Below are 1,567 nucleotides of genomic sequence, written 5' to 3' on the forward strand. Positions count from 1 at the left end.
TTTTAGTTTGGTTAAGTTAGAAAGGGCGCACGGTGGATGCCTTGACACTAGGAGTCGATGAAGGACGGGACTAACGCCGATATGCTTCGGGGAGCTGTAAGTAAGCTTTGATCCGAAGATTTCCGAATGGGGAAACCCACCATACGTAATGGTATGGTATCCTTATCTGAATACATAGGGTAAGGAAGACAGACCCAGGGAACTGAAACATCTAAGTACCTGGAGGAAGAGAAAGCAAATGCGATTTCCTGAGTAGCGGCGAGCGAAACGGAACATAGCCCAAACCAAGAGGCTTGCCTCTTGGGGTTGTAGGACATTCTATACGGAGTTACAAAGGAACGAGGTAGACGAAGCGACCTGGAAAGGTCCGTCGTAGAGGGTAACAACCCCGTAGTCGAAACTTCGTTCTCTCTTGAATGTATCCTGAGTACGGCGGAACACGTGAAATTCCGTCGGAATCTGGGAGGACCATCTCCCAAGGCTAAATACTCCCTAGTGATCGATAGTGAACCAGTACCGTGAGGGAAAGGTGAAAAGCACCCCGGAAGGGGAGTGAAAGAGATCCTGAAACCGTGTGCCTACAAATAGTCAGAGCCCGTTAACGGGTGATGGCGTGCCTTTTGTAGAATGAACCGGCGAGTTACGATCCCGTGCGAGGTTAAGCTGAAGAGGCGGAGCCGCAGCGAAAGCGAGTCTGAATAGGGCGTTTAGTACGTGGTCGTAGACCCGAAACCAGGTGATCTACCCATGTCCAGGGTGAAGTTCAGGTAACACTGAATGGAGGCCCGAACCCACGCACGTTGAAAAGTGCGGGGATGAGGTGTGGGTAGCGGAGAAATTCCAATCGAACCTGGAGATAGCTGGTTCTCCCCGAAATAGCTTTAGGGCTAGCCTTAAGTGTAAGAGTCTTGGAGGTAGAGCACTGATTGGACTAGGGGTCCTCATCGGATTACCGAATTCAGTCAAACTCCGAATGCCAATGACTTATCCTTAGGAGTCAGACTGCGAGTGATAAGATCCGTAGTCAAAAGGGAAACAGCCCAGACCGCCAGCTAAGGTCCCAAAGTGTGTATTAAGTGGAAAAGGATGTGGAGTTGCTTAGACAACTAGGATGTTGGCTTAGAAGCAGCCACCATTTAAAGAGTGCGTAATAGCTCACTAGTCGAGTGACTCTGCGCCGAAAATGTACCGGGGCTAAATACACCACCGAAGCTGCGGATTGATACCAATGGTATCAGTGGTAGGGGAGCGTTCTAAGGACAGTGAAGTCAGACCGGAAGGACTGGTGGAGTGCTTAGAAGTGAGAATGCCGGTATGAGTAGCGAAAGACGGGTGAGAATCCCGTCCACCGAATGCCTAAGGTTTCCTGAGGAAGGCTCGTCCGCTCAGGGTTAGTCAGGACCTAAGCCGAGGCCGACAGGCGTAGGCGATGGACAACAGGTTGATATTCCTGTACCACCTCTTTATCGTTTGAGCAATGGAGGGACGCAGAAGGATAGAAGAAGCGTGCGATTGGTTGTGCACGTCCAAGCAGTTAGGCTGATAAGTAGGCAAATCCGCTTATCGT

General features: G+C 50.5%; 1 rRNA gene. It reads left to right on the top strand.

From position 1 onward, the window contains the following. Positions 1-9: 9 nt before the first annotated feature. Positions 10-1,567 (top strand): 23S ribosomal RNA (locus ACTFRN_RS28000); the annotation flags it as partial.

This window comes from Bacillus cereus group sp. MYBK245-2, assembly GCF_051916145.1.
Taxonomy (GTDB): Bacteria; Bacillota; Bacilli; order Bacillales; family Bacillaceae_G; genus Bacillus_A; species Bacillus_A pacificus.